This is a genomic window from Oribacterium sp., from assembly GCF_057249185.1.
On record NZ_DBHIGR010000183.1, the window covers coordinates 1 to 4,121 of the forward strand.

At 44.4% G+C, this 4,121-nt stretch carries 3 protein-coding genes; all 3 read left to right on the top strand.

What is annotated here, in order from left to right:
* Positions 1-1,334 (top strand): glycosyl hydrolase family 18 protein (locus ACO4PX_RS08995; RefSeq protein WP_485572335.1); only part of this gene is annotated, 1,334 nt, incomplete at its 5' end.
* 60 nt (positions 1,335-1,394) lie between these two features.
* On the top strand, positions 1,395-2,498 hold the full coding sequence (locus ACO4PX_RS09000) for an L-threonylcarbamoyladenylate synthase (RefSeq protein WP_485557211.1): 1,104 nt from the start codon (positions 1,395-1,397) through the stop codon (positions 2,496-2,498).
* A gap of 451 nt (positions 2,499-2,949) precedes the next feature.
* Complete coding sequence (locus ACO4PX_RS09005) at positions 2,950-3,762, top strand: GNAT family N-acetyltransferase (protein ID WP_485557213.1); 813 nt, start codon at positions 2,950-2,952, stop codon at positions 3,760-3,762.
* The last annotated feature ends 359 nt before the right edge of the window (positions 3,763-4,121 follow it).

Consider the following 4,121-nt stretch of genomic DNA (forward strand, 5'->3'; position numbering starts at 1 on the left):
AGCTTCCCTATTTTGTGGACGGGAAAAACATTTTCCTCAGCCTATCTCTGATTCAGTCCCATACTGCCCTGGAAGTAGAAAACTTTACTGATGCGGAGCATAAGAGAGTCTTTCTTTACAATGCTTTTGGCAAGGAGAAGCAGGCGACATTAACGGCCAAAGAGGCGGTTCGTGTGCAGGGGGGAGTGAAGAGTCCTATCCTTACGGACCTGGAAAAGGGAGATAAGGTTCTGGTTTTAGAAAAAATGGAGAAGTGGTCCAAGGTGGAAACCAAGGACGGCTTTATCGGTTACCTTCGAAACAGCCGTTTAGGGGATGAGGTGGAGATTGAAAAAAGCTCCGACTTCCAGGCTCCGGTCTATTCCCATAAAAGCATGGGAGAGGGAGTTCATCCTACTTTGGCCTTCCATCAGATTACCACTCCGGAAGCCAACAATACCTTGGATACCTTATTGCCAAATGCGGCAGAGTCAAATATTGTGGCACCTACCTGGTATGTGCTTTCCGACAATGCCGGGAACTTTATTTCCTATAGCGATGCCAACTATGTAGCCAAGGCTCATGCAGCAGGAAAGAAGGTATTTGCCACCCTCAATAACTTTGATGCGGGAAAGGTGGATGCCAAGGCGCTTTTTTCTGCGGCAAAGCATAGAAGTGCTTTGATTGAAAATTTGGTAAAGGATTTAAAGGAAAAGCAGATTGACGGAATCAATGTAGATATTGAACTTTTACCGGAAGGTGCAGCCAGAGATTATCTGGAGTTTATGCGAGAGCTCTCCATTGCCTGCCGTACCGAGGATCTCTTTTTGAGCGTGGATTGCTATGTTCCCTATTCTTATAATGCTTACTACAATATCAAGGAGCTGGGAGAGATTTGTGATTATGTGGTCATTATGTGCTATGACGAGCATTATGCAGGTTCCGAGGAAGCCGGCTCCGTTTCGTCTTTAAGCTACGTGGAGCGAGGAATTGACGAAAGCGCTGCGAAGATGGATAAGAACAGAGTAATTATTGCCCTGCCGTTCTATACCAGAGTCTGGATTACCGATGCAAACGGAAAGCTCCGTTCCGAGGCTCTTTCCATCAAAAAGGCGAAGGAATGGATTACAGAAAAAAATGTTCCTTTAGTGTGGAAAGAGGATATTGGCCAATACTATGGCGTGATTCAGGATGGAAATGAGAAAAAGGAAATCTGGATGGAGGATGAAAAGTCCATGGAAGCAAAGATGAGTTTGCTCCGGGAAAAGGGCATTCAGGGGGTTGCGGCTTGGAAGCTTGGACAGGAGCCCCAGGGATTTTGGTCCATTCTGAATTTAGAAGAAAAGGCTTCATAAAACAGCATGATTAAACAGTAAAAAAGCATTATAGAAATATCTTAAAGTAGAGGCGTCAGGATGAAGACAAAAATCTTTGGAAAAGAAGGAATTTCAGAGGCCGCTGAGATTCTAAAGCAGGGAGGCTTAGTGGCTTTCCCTACGGAAACCGTATACGGCTTAGGAGGGAACGGTTTGGATAAGGAGGCGGCAAAAAAGATTTACGCCGCTAAGGGCAGACCCTCCGACAATCCTTTGATTTTGCACGTTTCCTCCATAGAAGAGGTCTACCCTTTGGTAAAAGCTTTACCGGAAAAGGCGAAGAAGCTGATGGAAGCCTTTTGGCCTGGACCCTTGACACTGGTACTGCCAAAGTCCGATATTGTACCGAAGGAAAGTACCGGAGGACTGGAAACCGTGGCCCTTCGTTCTCCTGAAAATGCCTTAACTCTTGACCTGATTCGCGCTTGCGGCTTCCCCATTGCCGGCCCTTCCGCAAACCTTTCCGGCCGGCCCAGCCCTACAGAGGCTGCCCATGTTTTGGAGGATTTGGGCGGTAGAATTGAGGGCATCTTAGAGGACGGGGCAGTGGGCATCGGGGTGGAATCCACCATTGTGGATTTAAGTGAAGACAGTCCCACCCTGCTTCGTCCGGGAGCTATTACGATAGAGGATTTGGAAGAAGTCTTAGGGGAAAAGGTGGCCATTGACCCGACTTTGTTGGGAAAGAGCATGGCAGAGGGCTTTACCCCAAAGGCTCCCGGCATGAAATATAGGCACTATGCTCCTAAGGCGGAGATGATACTCTTTAAGAAAAATCTGCTTTCTGATCAGAGTCAAAAGGCAAATGAAATACCGTATGGGGAAGAGAAAAAGCTGATAGCGGAAGCCATCCTTTCTTATGGGGAGAAGGAATTTTCGGTATCTCCGGAGAGAAAGATTTGGATTCTTTGTGGAGAAGATACTGCTTCCCTATATGAGGGGGATGGTCGTTTTACAGTGCAAATTTTAGGTAGGAGAGAGGAACCCCTATCCATGACACATAATTTGTTTCGACTGCTTCGGCAGGCAGATGAAGATGGAGCGGAATTGATTTTGGGAGAGTGCTATTCTGAAGAAGGAGTAGGATTTGCCTTAATGAATCGCTTAAAGAAGGCAGCGGGACAAAGGATTTTCTATGTCTAAATGTGAAATAAAGGGACTTCATAGAAATAATAAGTTTCCATGCAGTATAGGTCTAAAATAGGGGCACGCTCCCGCTAACCTCGCCCTGCATCGGTACTAAGCGAAAAACTACAGTACCTTTGTTTTTCGCAAGTACCGGCGGGCTCAGATTGCCCCTATTCAGACCTATACTGCATGAAAACTATATATACTTTTTGGTATACAGTCCCTTCATTTCTTGAATTTCATAAACATAGAAAACCCATAATATGTAAATTGGAAAAATATGAAAAATAATTTAAGCCTTTAGTCGAATTGCAAAAAACTTTTATGCTCTAAAGTGTAGAAATCCCATACTCTTGGGTGTATCCTAAAGCTAGAAAGATAGCCTTTTCGGTATAGAAATATTCTCCGGCAATAAGGCTTGGAGAATTATAGAGCGTGGGACGGCGACCTACAGAGAGGGGTGGCTATGAAAGTACTGAAGGAGGACAGAAATATTCACTTGAAGGAACAGATGTTGTTCTCGGAAATATTGGAAGGTTTAAAAGAAATCGAAAAAATTGAACAGGGTGACAAGAAGGAAGGGGCAGCAGAGCGATTTTGCAGCCTCTTTTCTGCACTAGAGGAGGAACTTCATTTCGCGGAGGAAGAAGTTCTGGAGGAGAGAAATCCTCTCTTTGACGAAAGTATTTTGCCGAAGGAAGGAGAGCTTCTGGCGGAAGGAGAAAGCCTTTGTCTGCTGGGAATTGCAGAGGAAGATAGGGAAGGTTATATGGAGGTGGAATATGATGCTTCCTTCTTTAAGGCGGCCTTTTCCGACCAGAGGTTTTTAAAGAATCTTTGGAACAGCTTCCACTATAGGAATAGAGCTTATTACAGTATATTTTCATTTAATGGACTATTCTTAGGCTACTGTGGAATCCGAAATATACAGGCAAGTCCTTGGGAATTGTGCATTTCCTTGAAAAAACAATACCAAGGACGGGGAATCGGCACAGAAAGCTTAAGGCTTTTGATGAAGGCCTTAAAGCGTCGTACCGGAGAGTCTGTCTATAGAGGACGGGTAGATGCGGACAATGAAGCTTCCATCGGCATGATGCGGAAATTAGGGGCAAAGCCCAATGGAATCAGTGAAAGCTTTCTCCACGGAGAGAGATTAATGCGTTATCAAAGACAAAGTAAGTACTTGATTGATGAGCGTTTAAAAGAACTTGCTGAGGAATTTGCTGTACCTGCGGAGGAGCTTTTAGGGCATCTTTTGGAGTTTCGGATTGAAGCGTAATCTTCAAACGCTACATTATTTCATCACACCATTTCTTGATTTTTTGTCTGCTTATGCTATACTTAGAAACGTAAAAAAGACAGAAGTACTCATGTAGTACGCAAATCCCCCAGGAGCGGCAACTCCTGGGGGATTTTATTCCGTTGTGGCAAGGTGGATTAGACCTTAGGTTGACTACCGCTTACTGATCTCCGTCCAACCATTTGCAGATAAAGTGGCAAACAATACCCGCCAAAACAGAGATTAAAAAAGACAAAAATATCCCCATGTAGCACACCCCCTTTCCGTACCCGTTTAGGGGTGGTAGCATAATATATCATATCATAAAAAACATAAATTTTATCCTTAATTTAAGTAAT